We start from the raw sequence: 18,965 nt of genomic DNA on the forward strand, positions 1-18,965 counted from the left end.
CGTGGCTCCTCAGGGCTCGGCCGCCGGGGGGCCCGGGACGCGCGCGCTGCGCGCGCTGACGTCCCCGGACGACGACCTGCGCACGTGGGCCCGGCTCGCACCGCTGGGGTTGGCCCTCGTCGGCGCCGGGGCGTGCGTCACGGGGGACGCGGCCGTGCGGCGCGGCGCGGGCGCCCCGGGCTGGGTGGTCGGCGGCGTCGTCGGCCTCTGCCTGCAGGGGGCGGGGCTGTCGGTCTTCGGCGAGGCCGTGAAGCGCCGGGCCCTCCACGACGCGCGGGGCGGCGGGAGCGCGGCGTGAGGGTGGTCGTCGTCGGTGCCACCGGCCACATCGGCACGTCGCTCGTGCCGCGCCTCGTGCGCGCCGGGCACGACGTCGTGGCGATGAGCCGCGGCACCCGCGAGCCGTACGCGCCCGACGACGCCTGGGCGTCCGTCGAGCGCGTGCAGGTCGACCGGGAGGCCGAGGACGCCGCCGGCACCTTCGCCGGCCGGGTCGCCGACCTGCGCCCCGACGCGGTCGTCGACCTCGTCTGCTTCACCGAGTCCTCGGCCGCCCAGCTCGTCGAGGGTCTGCGGGGGCGGGTGGGGCACCTCGTGCACACCGGCACCGTGTGGGTCCACGGCGACAGCACCGTGGCGCCGATGGACGAGGACGACGACCGCGAGCCGTACGGCGAGTACGGCGTGCAGAAGGACGCCGTCGAGCGGCTGCTCCTCGAGGAGACCCGCCGCGGCGGCCTCGTGAGCACGGTCGTGCACCCGGGCCACATCAGCGGCCCGGGGTGGCCGTGCATCACCCCGGCGGGCAACCTCGACCCGTCGGTGTGGCAGCGCCTGGCGGCGGGCGAGCCGCTCGTCCTGCCGGGCTCCGGGTCCGAGCTCCTGCACCACGTCCACGCCGACGACGTGGCGGCGCTGCACGAGCGGGCCCTCGAGCGCCGGGAGGACGCCGCCGGCCTCGCCTTCCACGCGGTCTCGCCGCAGGCGACCACCTCCCGCGGCCTGGCCCGGGCGGCCGCGGCCTGGTTCGGGCGCGAGGCCGTCCTCGAGCTCGTGACGTGGGAGCGCTTCGCCGAGGTGACCGCCCCGGAGCACGTCGAGGCGAGCCGGGCGCACCTGCTGCGCAGCCACTCCTGCAGCACGCGGCGCGGGCGCGAGGTGCTGGGCTTCACGCCGCGGTTCTCGTCCGCCGAGACCTGCCGCCAGGCCGTGCGGGCGCTCGTCGACGCGGGGGAGCTCGACCTGGGCGGCGCCCGGCCCTGAGGCCCGCGCCCCGCCGCCGGACGACCCGCTGCCCGACGCCCCGCTGCCCGTCTGGCCGCCGCTCGGTCAGCCGGCGACGGTGACGCGCACGGCGCCCGGCCCGGGCGCCGTGGTGTCCTCGACCCACGCGGCCTCGCCGCGCGACCAGCGGCGACCGTCGGTCGCCACGGCGACCACGTCGGTGCCGACGGCGCGGGCGACCGCCCAGTGCGCCAGCGCCCAGCCGTCGCGCACGCCGGCCTCGTCCTCGCCGTAGACCCGCTCGAGCACCGCGCCCGCCGGCGCCGCGCCGGGGTCGCCGGCGGGCGTGAGCCCGCCCTCGCCGAGCTGCGCCGCGGCCTCCTCCACGACGACGCGGGCCCGCGGCAGCAGGCCTTCGTCCCCGGGCACCTGCGGCTCGCCCGTCGGCTCGACCTCCGGCAGCCGGCACACGAGCGCCGCGGGGGAGTACCCGGTGAGCGCCGAGGCCAGGACGCGGGCCTCGGGCTCGTGGTCGGCGTAGGCCGTCGGGAAGCCGGACCGCTGCACCTCCTGCGCCGCGACCGTCACGTCGAGGCCCTCGTAGCCCTCGACCTCCACAAGCCCGTCGTAGAAGGCGTCGGTGGCGTACAACGGGTCCTGCACCTGCTCGGGCGTGCCCCAGCCCTGCGAGGGGCGCTGCTGGAAGAGCCCGAGGGAGTCCCGGTCCCCGTGGGCGAGGTTCCGCAGCCCCGACTCCTGCACCGCCGTGGCGATGGCGATGGTGGCGGCCCGCGGCGGCAGGCCGCGTGCCCGGGCCCGGGCGGTGATGAGCGCCGCCACGGCCGCGCGGTCCGCCGTCAGCGTGTGCTCGTTCCCGCCGGCCCCGGCGGTGCACCGCGCGCTGACCGCGGGGACGGCGCCGTCGCGCACCGCGACGACCACGCCCGCGCCGACGGTGACGAGCGCCAGCGCCGCCACCGTCGCGCTGCGCCGCAGGCGGCGGCGGCGCTCGGCGGCCCGGCGGGCGGCGGTGGTGCGGGGCACGGCGGGTCGGCCTGGCGCCGGCGAGGGCGCTAGTTCGCGTGGAGCGCCGCGTTGAGCGCGCCCCACGACCCGGTGCGAGACCGCGCCTCGACGGCGCCGGTCGTGGAGTTGCGCCACAGCTGCAGGCCGTCGGCGCCGGACAGCTCGCGGGCCTTGACCACCCGGCTCGCGCCGCCCTGCGGGTCGAGCACGGAGACCTTGGTGCCCGCGGTGACGTAGAGGCCCGCCTCGACGACGCAGTCGTCGCCGAGGGAGATCCCGATGCCCGCGTTGGCGCCGAGGAGGCACCGCTCGCCGACCGAGACGACCTCCGTGCCCCCGCCGGACAGCGTGCCCATGATCGACGAGCCGCCGCCGACGTCGGAGCCGTCGCCGACGACGACGCCCGCGCTGATCCGGCCCTCGACCATGGAGGCGCCGAGCGTGCCGGCGTTGAAGTTGACGAAGCCCTCGTGCATGACGGTCGTGCCGCTCGCGAGGTGGGCGCCGAGGCGCACCCGCGAGGCGTCGGCGACGCGCACGCCCGCGGGCAGCACGTAGTCGGTCATGCGGGGGAACTTGTCGACGCCGAGCACGACGACCCGCTCGCCGCGGTCGGCCAGCAGGCGGCCGCGGACCTCCTCGAAGCCCTCCACGGCGCACGGCCCGGCAGAGGTCCAGGCGACGGTCGGGAGCACGCCGAAGAGCCCGGTGAGGTCGACGCCGTGCGGCCGCACGAGGCGGTGGGAGAGCAGGTGCAGGCGCAGGTAGGCGTCCGGCACGTCGGCCGGGGCGGCGTCGAGGTCGACGACGGTGCGCACCACGTGGCTGCGCGTCCCGCGGCGGGGGTCCTCGCCCTCGAGGGCGGCGAGGGAGGCGGGGACGCCGAAGGGGCCCGGGTCCTCACCCGGGTGCCCTAGCGCGGGCGCCGGGTACCAGGTGTCGAGGACGGCGCCGCCGTCGGTGCTCGTCGCGAGGCCGTAGCCCCAGGCCCAGCGGCCGGCGGGCACCTCCTCGCGCCCGGTGGTGGTGCTGGCGGCGGTCGTGTCGGCGGGCACGTCGGCGGGGGCGTCCGGCATGGGGCGAGGCTACCCGGGCGCCCGCTGCGCCCCGCCTACCCTCCGGCCCATGACGACGCTCCCGACGGCCGGGCCGCCGGCCGCCCTCGACCTCTCCGCCGACCTCGCCGACCTCCTCCAGGCGGTGTGCGACGTCGAGTCCGTGAGCGGGGCCGAGACCCGCCTCGCCGACGCCGTCGAGGCGGCCCTGTCCGCCTGCGCGCACCTGGAGGTGCTGCGCGACGGCGACGCCGTCGTCGCGCGCACGCACCTCGGCCGGGCCTCGCGGGTCGTCGTCGCGGGCCACCTCGACACCGTGCCCCTGGGGCGGCGCGAGGACGGGAGCCCCAACCTGCCGACGTGGCGGACGGGGGAGGGCGCGGGCGCCGTCGTCCACGGCCGGGGCACGTGCGACATGAAGGGCGGTGTGGCGGTCGCCCTCTCGCTGGCGGCGTCGCTCGTCGAGCCCACCCGTGACGTCACGTGGGTCTTCTACGACCACGAGGAGGTCGAGGCCGAGCTCAACGGCCTCGGCCGCCTCGTCGCCTCCCACCCGGACTGGCTGGCGGGCGACGTCGCCGTGCTCGGCGAGCCCACGTCCGCGTCGGTCGAGGGCGGGTGCAACGGGACCCTGCGGGTCGAGGTGCACCTGCGCGGCGTCCCCGCGCACTCCGCCCGGCCCTGGCGCGGGCGCAACGCCGTCCACGCCGCCGCGCCCCTGCTCGCCCTGCTCGCCGAGCACGACCCGGGCGAGCGGGAGGTCGACGGCCTCGTGTTCCGCCAGAGCCTGCAGGCGGTCGGCATCCGCGGCGGCACGGCCGGCAACGTCGTCCCCGACGCCTGCGTCGTGACGGTCAACCACCGGTTCGCGCCCGACCGCACGCTCGCGCAGGCCGAGGCCGACCTGCGCGAGCTGCTCGCCGGCTACGAGGTCGTGCGCACCGACGGCGCCGAGGGCGCCCGGCCCGGCCTCGACCGTCCGGCGGCGGCGGCCGTCGTCGCCGCCACGGGCGAGGAGCCGCGGGCCAAGCTGGGGTGGACGGACGTCGCGCGCTTCAGCGCCCTCGGCGTCCCGGCGGTCAACCTCGGGCCGGGCGACCCCCTGCTGGCGCACGCCGACGACGAGCGCTGCCCCGTGGCCGACCTGCACCGCTGCGCGGACGTGCTCCGCACGTGGCTGACGGAGCCCCAGCAGGACGGGCTCCAGGAGAGGGGAGGGCCCTCCGGCGGACGCGCGGCGGGGGCGTCTGCCACGATCACGCCGTGACGCTCCTGCTGCTCCTCGTGGCCCTGGTGGTGGCCGGGGGCGCGGTGGCGGTGGCGCTCGGCCGCATCCCCGGCGGCCTCGACGAGCCGACGACGAGCCGCCCGCTGCGCGCGCTGCCCGAGGGCCCGCTGCGGGCGGAGGACGTCGACGGCGTCCGCTTCTCCCTCGGGCTGCGGGGCTACCGCATGGACGAGGTCGACGCCGTGCTCGACCGCGTCCGCGACGAGGTCGCCGAGCGCGACGCCCGGCTCGCCGAGCTCGAGGCGCTCCTGCGCAGCGCCGACCCGGTCGACCCCCCGTGGCGCGACCCCGCCGCAGGCGGCGGAGCCGAGCGGGGGACGGCCGAGGGCGGAGCGGGCGGTCGCCGCGGCGAGGACGACGGGGCGGCCGCCGGGGCCGCCGGCGAGGAGGAGGTCCGATGAGGGTGGTCGTGGAGGTGCCGGCGCGCCGCAGCGCGCCGGTCGTGTGGCGCCACCTCGTGGACTGGCCGTGGCAGAGCGGCTCGATCCCGCTCACCCGGGTCTTCCGCACGAGCGCCGCCGAGGGGGAGGGCGGCTCCTTCACCGGCCGGACCGCCGTCCTCGGCGTCGGCTTCGACGACCCCATGGACGTCGTGCGGTGGGAGCCGCCGACCGCCGGGGCGCCCGCGGACGGAGGGCGCGCCGGCGTCGCCGTGCTCGCCAAGCGCGGGTCGGTGGTGCTCGGCAGCGCGGCGCTCCGCGTCGAGCCGGTGACGGCGGGCTCCTGCCGGGTCGTGTGGGGGGAGGACGTGCACGTCGCCCCCGTGCGGCTGACCCGCCCGCTCGAGCCGCTGCTGCGCGGACCGGTGTGGCTGGGGCTGCGGTCCGTCGTCGTCGACATGGTGCGCCGGGTCGAGGCGGGCACCCCCGAGCCGCTCGAGCCGTGAGCGAGGGGCCCGCCGGGGCGGGCGCGCCCGGTGAGGGCCCGCTCGTCGGCGACGACGGCCGCGCGCGCTGCCCCTGGGGCGACGCCCCCGAGGTGTACCGGCGCTACCACGACGAGGAGTGGGGCCGTCCGGTCACCGGGGAGGCGGCGCTCTTCGAGCGCCTGAGCCTCGAGGCCTTCCAGTCCGGCCTGTCCTGGCTGACGATCCTGCGCAAGCGACCGGCCTTCCGCGCCGCCTTCGCGGGCTTCGAGCCCGACGCCGTGGCGGCCTTCGGCCCGGCCGACCGGCAGCGGCTGCTCGCGGACGCGGGCATCGTCCGCAACCGCGCCAAGGTCGACGCCGTCCTCGCCAACGCCCGCGCCGTCGTCGCCCTGCGCGAGCGCGGGGGCCTGGAGGCGCTGCTGGCGACGGCGGCCGAGGCGCCGGGCGCGCGCGCCGCGCCGCGCACGACCGCGGAGGTCCCGGCCTCGACCCCCGCCTCGGCGGCGCTGGCGCGCCGGCTCAAGGCGGCGGGCGTCGTCTTCGTCGGGCCGACGACGGCCTACGCCACGATGCAGGCGACCGGGCTCGTCGACGACCACCTCGCCGGCTGCTGGGCGAGGGGCGGCCCCGCCGGCGCCGGGGCGGCCGCCCTCGCCGTCAGCGGCTGAGCTGCCCTCACCGGCGGCGGGTGAGCCTCCCTCAGCGGCGGCGCGTGAGCCTCCCTCAGCGGCGGCGCGTGAGGAAGGCCTCGACGGCCGCGCGGTGCTCGGGCGAGCGGGCGACCCCCGCCACGAGGGCGCCCTCGTGGGCCAGCGTCGAGGGCAGGTCGTGCGTCGCGGAGAAGGCGAGGGCCCGCCGCGTGGCGGCGAGCGCGGCCGTGGGACCGGCGGCCAGCTGGCGCGCCACCTCCGCGGCGCGGGCGTCCAGGTCCGCGTCGGGCACCGCCTCGGTGGCGAGCCCGAGGGCGACGCACTCGTCGGCGGGCACGGGGCGCGGCCGCAGGAGCAGGTCGCGCGCCCGGCCCTCGCCGACGAGCCGCGGCAGCCACCAGGAGGCGCCCGTGTCCGGCGGGAGGCCGACGCGCGCGAAGCCCGTGTCGACCCGCGCCGACGCGGCGAGCAGCCGCAGGTCGGCGGCGAGGGCCAGGGCGGCGCCGGCGCCCGCGGCCGTGCCCCGCACGACGGCCACGACGGGGGCGGGCATCTCGGCGAGCAGGAGGGCGATCGGCGCGTACTCGTCCTCGACGACCCGCGCGAGGGCCGGGTCGTCGGCGTCGAGGCGGGCGGCGTGCTCGCGCAGGTCCTGCCCGGACGAGAAGGCGTCCCCCGTGCCCACCAGGACGACGCACCGCACCTCCCCGGCCGCGGCGGCGTCCGCCGCCCGTCGCAGCGCGTCGAGCAGCGCGCGGCGCTCGGGCGCGTCGAGGGCGCCGCGGACCTCGGGCCGGCCGATGACGACGCGGGCCACGCCACCCGTCCCGCGCTCGAGGCGGTCGGCGCGCTGCGCCCCGTCGGGGTCGGTCGCACCAGGGCTGTCGGGGGGAGCAGGGCTCTCGGGGCGAGCGGGTCTGTCGGGGCGAGCGGGGCTGTCGGGGGGAGCGGGGCGGGCGGGGTCGGCTGCGGCCACGGGACCTCCGGACGTGGAGCGGGCCCCGACCACCACGGGCGCCCGTCGTCGGGGCGACCCGGACGGGTCACCTCAGCGACCCGGGAGGGTAGTCCCGTTTCGACCGGACCGCCGACCTGCTGGATACTGGTCGCGATCACGCCCACAGGAAGGGGATCCGCAGATGGCGGCCATGAAGCCGAGGACAGGTGACGGCCCGCTCGAGGTCGTGAAGGAGGGCCGCGGCATCGTCTTGCGCATGCCCCTGGAGGGCGGCGGGCGCCTCGTCGTCGAGATGACGCCCGACGAGGCCAAGGGCCTCGGCGACGCGATCGGCTCGGCGGTCGGCTGACCCGGCACCACCCGCGAGAGCCCCACCCGGCCCGGCCGGGTGGGGCTCTCGCGCGTCCGGGCGCGGCGCCCGGCGCCGCTCCTCGGCCCCGCCCGCCCGGCGCCGGGCGGGCGCGGGCGGGCCGTGAGTAGGGTCGCCGACGTGGTCGCCCGCATGCCCCGCCTCGTCCCGCTCGCCGGGAGCGACGTCCGCTCCGCCGCCGGCGCCGACGTCCTCGCCGTCCCCGTCGCCGCCCCGCCGCCCGGGGAGGGCGACCCGCAGCCGCGCCCGGGCACCGCCGACGCCGCGGTGTGGCTCGGCCTCAACACCGCCGTCCTCGCCGAGCAGCAGCGCTTCCGCGGCAGCGCCGGGGAGGTCCTCGGCGTCCCGCTGCCCTCCTCGCGCGACGACGGGGCCGGCCCCCGCCGCCTCGTCCTCCTGGGCGTCGGCGACGGGAGCGCGACCGCCCTGCGCCGGGCCGGCGCCGGCCTGGCCCGCGCCACCCGCGGGGCCGGCCGCGTGGTCACGAGCGCGGGCGTCGGCCTGCCGCCGCAGCACCTGCGCGCCTTCTGCGAGGGCCTGCTGCTCGCCAGCTACGACCCGCCGCGCTCCGGCACGGGGGAGGGCCCCCGCCCGGCCGCCGAGGTCGTCGAGCTGCTCGGCGTCGACGAGGGACCCGCGCTCTCGCGCGCCGTCGTGGCGGCCCGCGCGACGTGGCGGACCCGCGACCTCGCGTCCACGCCGTCGTCGACGAAGGACCCGGCGTGGGTGGCGGACCAGGCCCGCGCCCTGGCCGCCGACCTCCCCGGCGTCGAGGTCGAGGTGCTCGACGCCGCCGGGCTCGCCCGCCAGGGCTTCGGCGGCCTGCTCGCCGTCGGCGGGGGCTCGGTCTCGCCGCCCTGCCTCGTGACCGTGCGCTACCGGCCTCCGGCCGGGACGGCGCCGCGGCGGCACGTCGTCCTCGTCGGCAAGGGGATCACCTTCGACTCGGGCGGCCTGTCCATCAAGCCCCGCGACGCGATGATCCCCATGAAGACCGACATGGCCGGCGCCGCCGTCGTCCTCGCCGCCGTCCTGGGGGCGGCCGAGATGGAGCTGCCCCAGCCCGTCACGGCGCTGCTGCCGCTGGCCGAGAACGCCTTCGGCGGCGGCTCGTACCGCCCCGGCGACGTCGTGCGCGTGCACGGCGGCACCACCGTCGAGATCGCCAACACCGACGCCGAGGGCCGCATGGTCCTCGCGGACGCCCTCCACCACGCCGACGCGTCGCTGGAGCCCGACCTCCTCGTCGACGTCGCCACCCTCACGGGTGCCGCCTCGCTCGGGCTGGGCAAGCGGCACGCCGCGCTCTACACCGACGACGCGCCGCTGCTGGAGCAGCTGCGCAGCGCGTCAGAGGCCACGGGGGAGCGGGTCTGGCGGATGCCGCTCGTCGAGGACTACGCCTACGCGCTCGACTCCGACGTCGCCGACCTGCGCCACGTCGCGGCGAAGGGCGGCCCGGGCGCCGGCTCGATCACCGCGGCGCTCTTCCTGCGCGAGTTCACGGGCTCGCGGCGGTGGGCGCACCTCGACATCGCCGGGCCGGGCCGCGCCGACCGCGACGAGCACGAGGTCACCAAGGGCGCCACGGGCTTCGGCGCGCGCCTGCTCCTGCGGTGGCTGGAGGACGGCGCCGTCTGACCGGCGCCCGACGGCGGGCCGCTCAGGCCCGGACGACGCCGACGAGCAGCCCGTCGCCCACGGGCAGCAGGGCGGGCAGCAGGCGCTCGTCGTCGCGCACGCGCCGCCCGGCCTGGCGGACCGCCGTCGTCGTCTCGTCGCGCTGCGCCGGGTCCGCGACCTTGTCCCTCCACAGGGCGCCGGCGACGACGAGGAGGCCGCCGGGGCGCAGCAGGCGCAGCGCCTGGTCGAGGTGGGCGTCGAGGTCGCGCCGGTCGGCGTCGAGCAGGACGAGGTCGTAGGCCCCGTCGGTGAGGCGGGGCAGCACCTCCTGGGCGCGGCCGCCGATGACCCGCACCCGGCCGCTGCGGACGCCCGCGTCCACCAGCGCCTCGCGGGCCGCGCGCTGGTGCTCGGGCTCGCTGTCGATCGTCGTGAGCACGCCGTCGGCCGGCATGCCCGCGAGCAGCCAGAGCGTGGAGACCCCGCTGCCCGTGCCGACCTCGACGACGGCGCGCGCGCCGGCTGCGGCCGCCAGGAGCCGCAGGGCCGCGCCCGTGCCGGGGTCGACGGGCGCGCAGCCGAGCTCGACGCCCCGGGCACGGGCCCGCTCGAGCGCCTCGTCCTCGACGACGAAGTCCTCGGCGTAGCTGCGGCTGGCGGCGGACGTGGCGGCGATGACGGCCTCCCGGCTCGTGCGCCCCGACCGCCCGGGTCGGCCGGCGGCGCGCCCGCAGGCTACTGGGCCGCCCTCCTCCCGCCGGGTCCCTTCCCGCCGGCGCCGTCGCGGCCGCGGGGCCCGTCGGGGGAGGCCGGTGGCGTCGCCCAGGTGGCGCCCAGGCCCCGGTGGCACGATCACCGCATGACCACGCGAGGCCGCGCCCGGGGCGCGGCGCCCGACGCCGTCGCCGCCTCGTCGCCGGCTGCGACCGCGACCGCTGCCGCCGAGCCCTCCGCGGACTGGCTCCCCCCCAGCTGGGACGACGTCGTCCGCGACCACTCCGCCCGCGTCTTCCGCCTCGCCTACCGCCTCACGGGCAACCGGCACGACGCCGAGGACCTCACGCAGGAGGTCTTCGTGCGCGTCTTCCGCTCGCTGTCCTCCTACACCCCCGGCACGTTCGAGGGCTGGCTGCACCGCATCACGACGAACCTCTTCCTCGACCAGGTGCGCCGCCGCCAGCGGATCCGCTTCGACGCCCTCGCCGACGACGCCGACGACCGCCTGCCCGGCTCGGACCCGGGCCCCGAGCGCGCCTTCGAGCACGGCAACCTCGACCGCGACGTCCAGGCCGCCCTGCTCGAGCTGTCGCCCGACTTCCGCGCCGCCGTGGTGCTGTGCGACATCGAGGGCCTCAGCTACGAGGAGATCGCCCGCGCCCTCGGCGTCAAGATCGGCACCGTGCGCTCGCGCATCCACCGCGCCCGCGCCCAGCTGCGCGCCTCCCTGGCCCACCGGGCCCCGACGGGCTGGGTGGCCTGAGCGGCCGCCACCGACCGACCGGCCGGCCCACCGCGCGACCGCCGCGGTGGGCCGGACGCACGCCGCGGACGGGTGCTCCGGGGCGACCGGGTGCGCGCCGGCCGGGCCCGCGGGCGAGGATGGGGGCGCGCCCGCGCCGAGCGGCCGGGCGCCGCACGAGGAGGACCTGCGCATGAGCGAGCCGGGCGACGCCCCGCGCCCCCCCGCAGCCGGGGGGGCCGAGCACCCGTCACCCGTCCGTCGCCCCTCGCCCTGGGCCCCCCGGGACGCGGTCCCCGCACCCGGTGCCCGGGACGCCGACGACCAGCCCGGCTCCGCCGGGGCGCCGGGCGCCGACGGCGAGGCGCCGAGCGGCGCCGGGGCGGGCGAGGAGCTCCCCGGCGAGCGCCCGCGGACTGACGCTCCCGCTGGGGCTCCCTCCGCGGCGTCGCGCGAGGGCGAGGGCTGGTGGTGGCCGGCGGACGAGGCCGGCGACGCCGGCCGCGGGCCCCTGCACGGGCGCACCGGCCCCGGCTTCCCCGACAGCGCCCCGCTCGTGGCGGGCGGTGCCCCCGTGCGGTCGCGCCGCCGCTCGCCGCGGGCGCTCGTGCTCGTGGCCGCCTGCCTGCTCGCCGGGCTGCTGGGCGGTCTCGCCGGGGGCCGCCTGGCCGGCCCCGGCGGCGCGTCCGTCTCGGTCGTCGAGCGCTCGGGCGCGGCCGCCGAGGCGGCCGACGGCTCGGTGGCGGCGGTCGCCGAGGCGGTCCTGCCGAGCACCGTGTCGGTGGAGATCACCTCGAGCGCGGGCTCGGGGAACGGCTCTGGCTTCGTGCTCTCCGAGGACGGGTACGTGGTGACGAACAACCACGTCGTCGCGCCGGCCGTGGAGTCCTCCGGGCGCATCCGGGTGCTCCTGTCCGACGGCACGCGGGAGACCGCCGAGGTCGTCGGCCGCACGTCGGACTACGACCTCGCCGTCCTGCGCATCGACCGCACCGGCCTCGTGCCGCTCGCCTTCGCCGACACGGCGCAGGTGCGCGTGGGGGACCCGGTGGTCGCCGTCGGCGCGCCGCTCGGCCTCGCGAGCACGGTGACGAGCGGGATCGTCAGCGCCCTCAACCGCCCCGTCGTGGCCGGTTCCAGCCAGGACGAGCAGGGCTTCATCAACGCGGTCCAGACCGACGCGGCCATCAACCCGGGCAACTCCGGCGGCCCCCTCGTCGACCTCACCGGCGCCGTCGTCGGCGTCAACTCGGCCATCGCGCAGACGGCGTCGCCGGGCGGCGGGCCGGGCGGGTCCATCGGCCTCGGCTTCGCCATCCCGGCCGACCAGGTGGTCCGCACGACGACCGAGCTCATCGAGGACGGCGTCGCGACCTACCCCGTCATCGGCGTCTCGCTCGACTCCTCCTACGAGGGCCGCGGCGTGCGCGTGGCCCAGGGGCGCACGTCGGTGGGCGAGGCCGTCGTCCCCGGGGGCCCCGCCGACACCGCGGGCGTGGAGCCGGGCGACGTCATCACGGCGATCGACGACCAGCTCGTCACCGCGCCGGACGAGCTCATCGTCGCGATCCGCGCGCGCACGCCCGGCGAGGAGGTCGTCCTCACCGTCCAGCGGGGCCGCGACGCCGTGGAGGTCCCGGTCGTGCTCGGCAGCGAGCCGAGCGAGTAGCGGACGCCGGCGCCGTCGCGCGGGCGTTGGTCGGTGCGGGGGCGGTCGGGGGGACAGGCGGGCGGGGGGCCGCGCGTAGGCTCTCCGCGTGTCCTTCCCGAACGGCGGCGAGCTGCTGGTCCTCCTCGTCCTCGTCCTCGTCGTCGTCGGGCCCGAGCGGCTGCCGCGCTACTCCCAGCAGCTCGCCGACCTCGTCCGCTCGGGCGTCCGCTACGCCAAGGGCGCGCGCGACAGCCTCAAGGAGGAGATGGGGCCGGAGTTCGACGACATCGACTGGAAGAAGCTCGACCCGCGCCAGTACGACCCCCGACGGATCGTCCGCGACGCCCTCACCGACGTCTGGGACGAGCCGGCCACCAAGCGGCCCAGCGCCGGGGGCCCGCAGGCCCTGACCGCCCCGGCGGCGGGCGGCGCAGCCGGCGGGGCGGCGGTCGCCTCGCGCGCCACCGCCGGGACCGGTGCGTCAGGGGCGGGGACGGCGGCGGCCGCTCGGGCGCCGCAGGCGCCCGCACGACGCGGCGCCGGCGGGCCCGGGCCGGCTCCCTCGACGGGCGCGACGGGTGCCACCGGGGGCCGGGGGCTGGCGGGGCGCACGCCCTACGACGACGAGGCCACCTGAGCCGGCTCAGCCCGCGGCGCGCACCGGGGTGAGCCCGAGCGGGCGGCCCGCGAGCCCGCGGGGCCGGGAGAGGCCGCGCGCCACCACGCGCAGCGCCCGCGCCGCCGGCGCGTCCGGCTCGGCCAGCACCAGCGGGACGCCGGCGTCCCCGCCCTCGCGGACGCGGACGTCGAGGGGCACCTGGCCGAGGAAGGGGACCGGGACGCGCAGCAGGTCGCCGAGGCGCTCGACGACGGCCTGCCCGCCGCCGCTGCCGAAGACCTCGACGCGCGAGCCGTCGGGCATCTCCATCCAGCTCATGTTCTCGACGACGCCGGCGACCGACTGCTTCGTCTGGCGGGCGACCGCGCCGGCGCGCTCGGCGACCTCCGCGGCCGCGGCCTGCGGCGTCGTGACGACGAGCAGCTCGGCGCCGGGCAGCAGCTGGGCGACGCTGATGGCGATGTCCCCGGTGCCCGGCGGCAGGTCGAGGAGCAGGACGTCGAGGTCGCCCCAGTGCACGTCGGTGAGGAACTGCTCGAGGGTGCGGTGGAGCATCGGGCCGCGCCAGACGACCGGCGCGTTGCCCTGCGTGAACATGCCGATCGACACGACCTTCACGTCGTGGGCGACCGGCGGGATGATCATGTCGTCGACGCGCGTGGGGGCCGTGGTGACCCCGAGCATCCGCGGCACCGAGAAGCCGTGGACGTCGGCGTCGAGGACGCCCACGCGCAGGCCGTCGGCGGCCATGGCGGCGGCCAGGTTGACGGTCACGCTGGACTTGCCGACCCCGCCCTTGCCGGAGGCCACCGCGACGACGCGGGTGAGCGAGCCGGGGCCGAAGGGCACCTCGCGCGCCGGCCGGCCGCCGCGCAGCACGTCCTTGAGGGCGGCGCGCTGGGCGTCGTCCATGACGCCGAGGGCCACGCGCACCGAGGCCACGCCCTCGAGGGCGGAGACCTCCCGGGTGACGTCGCGCTCCAGCTGGGCCTTGAGCGGGCAGCCCGCCGTCGTGAGGGACACCTCCACCGCGACGTCGGCCCCGTCCACGGACACCGAGCGCACCATGCCGAGGTCGGTGATGGGCCGGCGGATCTCGGGGTCGAGCACGCGGCCCAGGGCCTCGCGCACGAGCGTCTCGGTGGGGCTCATGCCTCCAGCGTAGGTGCGGGTCGGCGCCCGTCCTGACGGCCCGGGTCCCGGCTCTGGTCCCGGCTCTGGTCGTGGCCCTGGTCACGCTCCGGGCGGCCGTCGGGGCGCCCGCGCGACCGGCCGCGGCCCCGTTCGCCGTCCTCCCGGCCGCCGTCCAGCTCCTCGACGAGCTGCCGCAGCTCGCTGCGCAGGAAGTCGCGGGTCGCGACGTCGCGCAGGGCGATGCGCAGGGCCGCCACCTCGCGGGCGAGGTACTCGGTGTCGGCGAGGTTGCGCTCGGCGCGCTGGCGGTCCTGCTCGAGGGAGACCCGGTCGCGGTCGTCCTGCCGGTTCTGCGCCAGGAGGATGAGGGGCGCCGCGTAGGAGGCCTGCAGCGACAGCATGAGCGTGAGGAAGAGGAAGGCGTACGGGTCGAAGCGCAGGTCCGCCGGCGCGAGGGTGTTCCAGAGGACCCACAGCACGATGAAGCCGGACATGTAGATGAGGAACCGCGGGGTGCCCATGAAGCGGGCGAAGGCCTCCGACAGCCGCCCGAAGGCCTCGGGGTCGATGCTCGGGCGCGGCACGAACCGCCGCCTGGTCTCCTGCGGGCTGTCCAGCCCCGGCCCCCGCCGGCGCGCCGCCGTCCGCTCCCGTGCCATGCCTCGTCCCTCCTCCGCCTCGGTCGGCCGTCGTGGTCGTGCGCGCCCCGGGCGACCCCTGCCGGGGGCGCTGACCGGGACGGGTCCTGCTGGTCGTTCCGGTCGCCGCTCAGCGCGCGGCGCCGCCGCCCGCCGCCAGGTCGGCGTCGTCCTGCTCGCGCCAGTCCTCGGGGAGGACGTGGTCGAGGACGTCGTCCACCGTCACGACCCCCAGCAGGCGGCCCGCCGGGTCCGTGACCGGCACCGAGACGAGGTTGTAGACGGCGAGCCGCCGCGCGACGACGCCGAGCGGCGCCTCCGGCGGGAGGCCGTCCACGTCCGTGTCGAGGATGGACCCCAGCTGCTCGTGGGGGGCCACCCGCAGCATGGCCTGGATGTGGACGAGCCCGAGGTAGCGCCCCGTCGGCGTCTCCAGCGGCGGGCGGCACACGTACACCGACGCCGCCTCGGCGGTCGACAGGTCGCTGCTGCGCACGAGGGCGAGGGCCTCCGCGACCGTCGCCTCCGGGCCGAGGAGCACGGGCTCGGGCGTCATGAGGCCGCCGGCCGTCTCCTCGTCGTAGGCCAGCAGGCGGCGGACGTCGGCGGCCTCGTCGGGCTCCATGAGCTGCAGGAGCGTCTCCTTGGCGTCCTCCGGCAGCTCGCCGAGGACGTCGGCCGCGTCGTCGGCGTCCATCGCCTCGAGGACGTCGGCCGCCCGCTCCCGCGCCAGGCCGGTGACGACCTCGACCCGGTCCTCCTCGCCGAGCTCGGCGAGGACGTCGGCGAGGCGGTCGTCGGCGAGCTCGGCCGCCAGCTCGAGGCGGCGGCGGCCCGACAGGTCGTGGAGGGCCTCGGCGATGTCGGCCGGCTTCATGTCCTCGAAGGTCGCCACGAGCAGGCTCGCGCCCTGCGCCTCGGCGGGCGCCCCGAGGAGGCCGCGCACCTCGTCGACGTGCACGAGCAGCGTCTCCCCGCGCCGTCCCCGCAGCCGCGACCCGAGCCCCCCGGGCACCCCGCGCCGGACGAAGACCCGCATGACCTCGAGGTCGCGCGGGCCGGGCCGCTCGAGCGCGAGGTCCTCCACGGTGGCCGTCCCCGACCCGTCGAGGAGCTCGACCCGCCGCTCGAGCACCTCGGCCAGGAGCAGCACCTCGCTGCTGCGCTGCTCGAAGCGGCGCATGTTGACGAGGCCCGTGGTGATGACCTGCCCCGCGTCCATCGCCGTCACGCGCGTCATGGGCACGAAGACGCGCCGGCGCCCGGGGACCTCGACGACGAGGCCCACGACCCGCAGGCGCCGACCGTCGCCGCGCAGCACGCTGACGACGTCGCGCACGCGCCCCACCTGGTCGCCCAGGGGGTCGAAGACGGGGAGCCCGGCCAGCCGCGCGGCGAAGATGCGGGACGGGCTGCTCACGCCCGTCAGCGTAGCCGCGCCGGGAGGCCACGCCCGGCGGCTCGGGCGGCGCCCCCGGGCCGGCCGCGCGGGGCCGGCCGCCGGCGCCCGGGGAGCAGCGGGCGCGCGGGTGCGGCCCGCGGGCGCCGGTCGTAGCGTCGACGGCATGACGATCAGCGAGACCTCGAAGGACTCCTCGACCGCCCTCGACGGCGCCCCGGAGATCGCGTACACGATCCCGGGCATGGCGCAGGACGCCGGCGCCCAGGTGGTGAAGAACCTGCAGGAGCGGCTCATCGCCCTCACCGACCTGCACCTCACGCTCAAGCACGTGCACTGGAACGTCGTGGGCCCGAACTTCATCGGGGTCCACGAGATGCTCGACCCCCAGGTCGACAGCGTCCGGGAGATGGCGGACTCCGTCGCCGAGCGCATCTCGGCCATGGGCGGCAGCCCGGTCGGCACGCCCGGCCACCTCGTCGCCCAGCGCTCGTGGGACGACTACTCCATCGGCCGGGCGGGCACGATCCAGCACCTCGGGGCGCTCGACCTCGTCTACCAGGGCGTCATCGCCGACTACCGCGCGGCGATCGAGTCCGTCGGCGAGCTCGACCCCATCACCGAGGACATGCTCATCGACCACTCCACCGACCTCGAGCAGTTCCACTGGTTCGTCCGCGCGCACCTGGAGAACGCGGGCGGCGAGGTGTCGAGCTCCGGCGCGTCGAGCGAGGTCCAGGCGGCGAAGCAGGCGGGGGAGAAGCGCTTCGGCGAGTGACGCCGTCCGGACGCTGCCGCGCCGGGAGCCCCAGGGCTCCCGGCGCGGCCGCGTCCGGGCCCTCCCCGCGGCGCCCTAGGCTCGCGGGGCCACGACCGCGACCGGGGAGGAGGCGCGCATGGCCGTCCCCCCGGCCGTCGGTCCGGAGACCGACCGCGCCGCCGAGCCCCCGGGCTCGCCCGGTGACGTCGCCGCCGACCGGAGCGCACCGCACCTCCGACGGCGCTGGCGCGCCGCCGGCGCCCTCCTCGGGGCCGCGCTGGGCGTCCTGGCCCTGTCCCTCGTCGTCCGCCAGCTCGGCAGCGCCGACCCCCTGACGGCCCTGCGGCAGGCCCACCCGGGGTGGCTCGCGCTCACCGCCGTCGCGGCGGTCGTGCCCTTCGCGGGGGCCACGGCCACCGTCATGGCCTTCTCGCCCGTGCCACTGCGCCTGCGCCCGACGGCGGCCGTCCAGGTGGCGGGCACCTTCCTCAACCTCCTCGGCCCCGCCGGGCTCGGCGGCATGGCCCTCAACGTCCGGTACCTGTACCGGCGGGGCGCCTCGACGCCCGCGGCCGTGGCGTCCGTCCTCGCCATCCAGGTCGTCTCCGTCCTCGTCACCGCGCTCGTGCTCGTGGCGGCGGTCCTCTCCTCGGGGCGCACGGCGAGCGGCGTGCGGCTGCTGCCCGACGAGGTGACCGTCCTCACCGTCCTCGCCGTCGTCCTCGCGGCTCTCGGCACCCTGCTCGTGCCGCGCCTGCGGCGGGCGGTCGTGTCCCGTCTCCGCGCCCCGGTGGGGCGCGCCCTCGCCGTGCTGCGCGACCTGGCGCGCCACCCGGCGCGCCTGGGGCGGGGGGCGCTGGGCAGCGCCCTCGTGACCGGCGGCTTCCTCGCCGCCCTCGGCCTGAGCCTGCGCGCCTACGGCGCCGACGTCCCGCTGCTCGAGCTCGCCGTCGTCCTCTTCGCCGGCACGGCCGTGGGCAGCGTCTTCCCGACGCCGGGGGGCATCGGCACCGTGGAGGCGGCCATCGCCGCCGGCCTCGTCGCGGTCGGCGTGGACCCGGTGCCGGCCGTGCTCGCGTCGGTGACCTACCGCGTGGCCACGCTGTGGCTGTGGGTCCTGCCCGGGTGGCTCCTCGCCGTCCTCCTGCGTCGCGCCGGGCACGTCTGACCCGCCCCGCGGGGGCGATCTCTGGGAGGTCGCCGGACGCGCGCTGTGAGGCCGCACCGAGCTGGTGGGACAGGAGCGTCCCGGGTGGTGGCGCCCCCCGGGGCGGCGGATGATCACGACCATGTCCAGCCCCTTCACCTCCGCCCGCAACCGGCAGGGCGTCCCCACCGCGCCGACCGGTGAGGAGGTCGCCTCCTACGAGACCTACGCCGCCGCCCAGGCCGCGGTGGACTTCCTCTCCGACGAGCACTTCCCCGTCCAGCACGTGACGATCGTCGGCACCGACCTGCGCATGGTCGAGCGCGTCCTGGGCCGCCTCACCTACGGGCGCGTCGCGGGGGCGGGGCTGGCGTCCGGCGCCTGGATCGGCCTGCTCATCGGCCTCATCCTGCTGCTGCTGTCGCCGCCCGACGCCGGGCTCGTCGCCATCCTCCCGGCGGTGCTCATCGGTGCGGCGTTCGGCCTCATCCTCAGCCTCGTCAGCTACGCGGCCTCCCGGGGCCGGCGCGACTTCACGTCCGTGAGCCAGATCGTCGCCTCGCGCTACGCCATCTTCTGCTCCCAGGAGCAGACCGGCGCCGTGCGCGAGGTGCTCGCCCGCGACGCCGAGGCGGCGCGCGGCCTGCGCCGTCCCGGCTGGGGCGCCGGCGCGGGCACCGGGGCCGCGGCGCCGCTGACGCGCGAGCAGGTGCCGGCGTCGCCCGCCCCCGGAGCCGGGGCGTCCGAGGGCGAGGAGGGCCCGGCGCGCGTCAGCGGTCCGACGTACAGCGAGATGGTCGCCCGCCAGCGCGAGCAGGAGCGGGCGCGGGCCGAGGGCGAGGAGCCGGCCGACCGCTCGGAGGACGCCCCCCGCTGACGCCGCGGGCGGCGGCCGGCCCTCTCGGACCGGCGGCACGTCGGGAGCGACGCACGAGGGGCGGCGAAGGCATGAGGGGCGGCGAACGCACGAGGGGCGGGGCACCCCCCGCCCGGCCCGGGGCCCCCCCCCCGCCGGGCCCCCCCGGGGGGGCCCCCCGGCGCCGCCCGCGGGCCCCGCCGGCACCGCCAGCCCCCCGGGGGCGGGGCCCCCACCCCC

21 protein-coding genes are annotated in these 18,965 nt (G+C 78.6%); 14 read left to right on the forward strand and 7 right to left on the reverse strand.

The window, feature by feature from the left end:
- Window position 1: 1 nt before the first annotated feature.
- Window positions 2-298: a hypothetical protein gene (locus Q0789_RS13905; RefSeq protein ID WP_298806222.1), complete on the forward strand. Its 297-nt coding sequence runs from the start codon at window positions 2-4 to the stop codon at window positions 296-298.
- On the forward strand, window positions 295-1,263 hold the full coding sequence (locus tag Q0789_RS13910) for an NAD(P)-dependent oxidoreductase (RefSeq protein WP_298806224.1): 969 nt from the start codon (window positions 295-297) through the stop codon (window positions 1,261-1,263). The genes Q0789_RS13905 and Q0789_RS13910 overlap by 4 nt, the downstream gene beginning before the upstream one ends.
- A 66-nt stretch (window positions 1,264-1,329) precedes the next feature.
- Here Q0789_RS13910 and Q0789_RS13915 read toward each other — a convergent pair whose 3' ends face one another.
- Window positions 1,330-2,268, reverse strand: a complete 939-nt coding sequence (locus tag Q0789_RS13915; RefSeq protein WP_298806226.1) for a hypothetical protein — start codon at window positions 2,266-2,268, stop codon at window positions 1,330-1,332.
- A 29-nt stretch (window positions 2,269-2,297) separates the two neighbouring features.
- Entirely contained in the window at window positions 2,298-3,326 is a 1,029-nt protein-coding gene (gene dapD, locus Q0789_RS13920; RefSeq protein ID WP_298806228.1) for a 2,3,4,5-tetrahydropyridine-2,6-dicarboxylate N-succinyltransferase, read from the reverse strand.
- Window positions 3,327-3,375: 49 nt separating this feature from the next.
- Between dapD and dapE the strand changes: the two genes are divergently transcribed.
- From dapE to Q0789_RS13940, 4 genes are read left to right on the forward strand one after another with little or no spacing between them, the layout of a single operon-like run.
- The gene (dapE, locus tag Q0789_RS13925) at window positions 3,376-4,572 is read left to right on the forward strand and encodes a succinyl-diaminopimelate desuccinylase (protein ID WP_298806230.1); all 1,197 of its coding nucleotides are present in this window, start codon (window positions 3,376-3,378) and stop codon (window positions 4,570-4,572) included.
- Window positions 4,569-4,994, forward strand: coding sequence for a DivIVA domain-containing protein (locus tag Q0789_RS13930; RefSeq protein WP_298806231.1), 426 nt, complete (start codon window positions 4,569-4,571; stop codon window positions 4,992-4,994). Before dapE ends, Q0789_RS13930 begins: the two co-directional genes overlap by 4 nt.
- Window positions 4,991-5,479 (forward strand): hypothetical protein, encoded by a 489-nt coding sequence (locus Q0789_RS13935; protein WP_298806233.1) that lies wholly within the window; start codon window positions 4,991-4,993, stop codon window positions 5,477-5,479. The genes Q0789_RS13930 and Q0789_RS13935 overlap by 4 nt, the downstream gene beginning before the upstream one ends.
- A complete protein-coding gene (locus Q0789_RS13940) occupies window positions 5,476-6,129 on the forward strand; it encodes a DNA-3-methyladenine glycosylase I (RefSeq protein ID WP_298806235.1) in 654 nt (217 codons plus the stop codon). Before Q0789_RS13935 ends, Q0789_RS13940 begins: the two co-directional genes overlap by 4 nt.
- A 55-nt stretch (window positions 6,130-6,184) precedes the next feature.
- On the opposite strand, the gene Q0789_RS13945 is transcribed toward Q0789_RS13940, so the two are convergent.
- Window positions 6,185-6,928: an enoyl-CoA hydratase-related protein gene (locus Q0789_RS13945; protein ID WP_298806237.1), complete on the reverse strand. Its 744-nt coding sequence runs from the start codon at window positions 6,926-6,928 to the stop codon at window positions 6,185-6,187.
- A gap of 322 nt (window positions 6,929-7,250) precedes the next feature.
- Between Q0789_RS13945 and Q0789_RS13950 the strand changes: the two genes are divergently transcribed.
- Window positions 7,251-7,418 (forward strand): DUF3117 domain-containing protein, encoded by a 168-nt coding sequence (locus Q0789_RS13950; RefSeq protein ID WP_171204362.1) that lies wholly within the window; start codon window positions 7,251-7,253, stop codon window positions 7,416-7,418.
- A gap of 141 nt (window positions 7,419-7,559) precedes the next feature.
- A complete protein-coding gene (locus Q0789_RS13955; protein ID WP_298806239.1) occupies window positions 7,560-9,080 on the forward strand; it encodes a M17 family metallopeptidase in 1,521 nt (506 codons plus the stop codon).
- Window positions 9,081-9,102: 22 nt separating this feature from the next.
- Here the strand turns inward: Q0789_RS13955 and Q0789_RS13960 are convergent, their stop codons facing one another.
- On the reverse strand, window positions 9,103-9,918 hold the full coding sequence (locus Q0789_RS13960; protein WP_298806241.1) for an O-methyltransferase: 816 nt from the start codon (window positions 9,916-9,918) through the stop codon (window positions 9,103-9,105).
- A gap of 3 nt (window positions 9,919-9,921) precedes the next feature.
- Here Q0789_RS13960 and sigE point away from each other — a divergent pair, with 3 nt between their 5' ends.
- From sigE to Q0789_RS13975, 3 genes are all read left to right on the forward strand, one after another.
- Window positions 9,922-10,542: an RNA polymerase sigma factor SigE gene (sigE, locus tag Q0789_RS13965; protein ID WP_298806254.1), complete on the forward strand. Its 621-nt coding sequence runs from the start codon at window positions 9,922-9,924 to the stop codon at window positions 10,540-10,542.
- A gap of 172 nt (window positions 10,543-10,714) precedes the next feature.
- The gene (locus tag Q0789_RS13970; protein ID WP_298806256.1) at window positions 10,715-12,190 is read left to right on the forward strand and encodes a trypsin-like peptidase domain-containing protein; all 1,476 of its coding nucleotides are present in this window, start codon (window positions 10,715-10,717) and stop codon (window positions 12,188-12,190) included.
- Window positions 12,191-12,278: 88 nt separating this feature from the next.
- Window positions 12,279-12,809, forward strand: coding sequence for a hypothetical protein (locus Q0789_RS13975; RefSeq protein WP_298806258.1), 531 nt, complete (start codon window positions 12,279-12,281; stop codon window positions 12,807-12,809).
- 6 nt (window positions 12,810-12,815) lie between these two features.
- Here Q0789_RS13975 and Q0789_RS13980 read toward each other — a convergent pair whose 3' ends face one another.
- From Q0789_RS13980 to Q0789_RS13990, 3 genes are all read right to left on the reverse strand, one after another.
- Window positions 12,816-13,943 carry an Mrp/NBP35 family ATP-binding protein gene (locus Q0789_RS13980; RefSeq protein WP_298806260.1) on the reverse strand — a complete coding sequence of 376 codons (1,128 nt, stop codon included), beginning with the start codon at window positions 13,941-13,943 and terminating at the stop codon, window positions 12,816-12,818.
- Entirely contained in the window at window positions 13,940-14,584 is a 645-nt protein-coding gene (locus tag Q0789_RS13985) for a DUF1003 domain-containing protein (RefSeq protein ID WP_298806262.1), read from the reverse strand. The genes Q0789_RS13980 and Q0789_RS13985 overlap by 4 nt, the downstream gene beginning before the upstream one ends.
- A gap of 109 nt (window positions 14,585-14,693) precedes the next feature.
- Window positions 14,694-15,983: a CBS domain-containing protein gene (locus Q0789_RS13990; protein ID WP_298806263.1), complete on the reverse strand. Its 1,290-nt coding sequence runs from the start codon at window positions 15,981-15,983 to the stop codon at window positions 14,694-14,696.
- Between the two features lie 145 nt (window positions 15,984-16,128).
- Here Q0789_RS13990 and Q0789_RS13995 point away from each other — a divergent pair, with 145 nt between their 5' ends.
- The 3 genes from Q0789_RS13995 to Q0789_RS14005 all read left to right on the forward strand — a co-directional run bounded on the left by Q0789_RS13995 (window position 16,129) and on the right by Q0789_RS14005 (window position 18,746).
- Window positions 16,129-16,740, forward strand: a complete 612-nt coding sequence (locus Q0789_RS13995) for a DNA starvation/stationary phase protection protein (protein WP_298806265.1) — start codon at window positions 16,129-16,131, stop codon at window positions 16,738-16,740.
- 118 nt (window positions 16,741-16,858) lie between these two features.
- Window positions 16,859-17,890 (forward strand): lysylphosphatidylglycerol synthase transmembrane domain-containing protein, encoded by a 1,032-nt coding sequence (locus Q0789_RS14000; RefSeq protein WP_298806267.1) that lies wholly within the window; start codon window positions 16,859-16,861, stop codon window positions 17,888-17,890.
- Window positions 17,891-18,011: 121 nt separating this feature from the next.
- A complete protein-coding gene (locus Q0789_RS14005) occupies window positions 18,012-18,746 on the forward strand; it encodes a general stress protein (protein WP_298806269.1) in 735 nt (244 codons plus the stop codon).
- Window positions 18,747-18,965: the final 219 nt, after the last annotated feature.

It is taken from the genome of uncultured Pseudokineococcus sp., assembly GCF_947499845.1.
GTDB lineage: Bacteria > Actinomycetota > Actinomycetes > Actinomycetales > Quadrisphaeraceae > Pseudokineococcus.

Excerpts from the sequence above, each read along its gene's own strand:
- Q0789_RS13995 (WP_298806265.1), top strand. The coding sequence starts at position 16,129 with ATGACGATCAGCGAGACCTCGAAGGACTCCTCGACCGCCCTCGACGGC.
- Q0789_RS13950 (WP_171204362.1), top strand. The coding sequence starts at position 7,251 with ATGGCGGCCATGAAGCCGAGGACAGGTGACGGCCCGCTCGAGGTCGTG.
- dapD (WP_298806228.1), bottom strand. The coding sequence starts at position 3,326 with ATGCCGGACGCCCCCGCCGACGTGCCCGCCGACACGACCGCCGCCAGC.
- Q0789_RS13970 (WP_298806256.1), top strand. The coding sequence starts at position 10,715 with ATGAGCGAGCCGGGCGACGCCCCGCGCCCCCCCGCAGCCGGGGGGGCC.
- Q0789_RS14000 (WP_298806267.1), top strand. The coding sequence starts at position 16,859 with ATGGCCGTCCCCCCGGCCGTCGGTCCGGAGACCGACCGCGCCGCCGAG.
- dapE (WP_298806230.1), top strand. The coding sequence starts at position 3,376 with ATGACGACGCTCCCGACGGCCGGGCCGCCGGCCGCCCTCGACCTCTCC.
- Q0789_RS13935 (WP_298806233.1), top strand. The coding sequence starts at position 4,991 with ATGAGGGTGGTCGTGGAGGTGCCGGCGCGCCGCAGCGCGCCGGTCGTG.
- Q0789_RS13985 (WP_298806262.1), bottom strand. The coding sequence starts at position 14,584 with ATGGCACGGGAGCGGACGGCGGCGCGCCGGCGGGGGCCGGGGCTGGAC.
- Q0789_RS14005 (WP_298806269.1), top strand. The coding sequence starts at position 18,012 with ATGTCCAGCCCCTTCACCTCCGCCCGCAACCGGCAGGGCGTCCCCACC.
- sigE (WP_298806254.1), top strand. The coding sequence starts at position 9,922 with ATGACCACGCGAGGCCGCGCCCGGGGCGCGGCGCCCGACGCCGTCGCC.
- Q0789_RS13980 (WP_298806260.1), bottom strand. The coding sequence starts at position 13,943 with ATGAGCCCCACCGAGACGCTCGTGCGCGAGGCCCTGGGCCGCGTGCTC.